Source organism: Xanthomonas populi, assembly GCF_002940065.1.
Lineage (GTDB): Bacteria > Pseudomonadota > Gammaproteobacteria > Xanthomonadales > Xanthomonadaceae > Xanthomonas > Xanthomonas populi.
Map to the genome: position 1 here is coordinate 1 of NZ_MDEJ01000383.1, position 300 is coordinate 300.

Below are 300 nucleotides of genomic sequence, written 5' to 3' on the forward strand. Positions count from 1 at the left end.
GCGTTGCGCCCCAGTTTCTCGCGGGCCGCGCCAACCTGATTTTTTTAACGCCCGCTCCAGCAGGCTCACTCCGTGCTCATCCACTTCGCTCCAGATCTGGAAGTACGCATGCACCGTGCGCCATTTGGGAAACGTCTCGGCAACATCCGCCACTGGCAACCACTCTTGAGCAGATATAGCACTGCGCAAAAAACATCGTACAAATCGACTTTGCGTGGCGCGGTCTTCTTGCGTGCACCTTCAAGCAGAGCGCGGATCTGCTCAAACTGCTCGCGGCTGACGTCACTGGGATAGCGTGCT

At 57.7% G+C, this 300-nt stretch carries 1 pseudogene; it reads right to left on the reverse strand.

The features are described from left to right. A pseudogene (locus XpopCFBP1817_RS21380) lies at window positions 1-300 on the reverse strand (transposase); the annotation flags it as partial.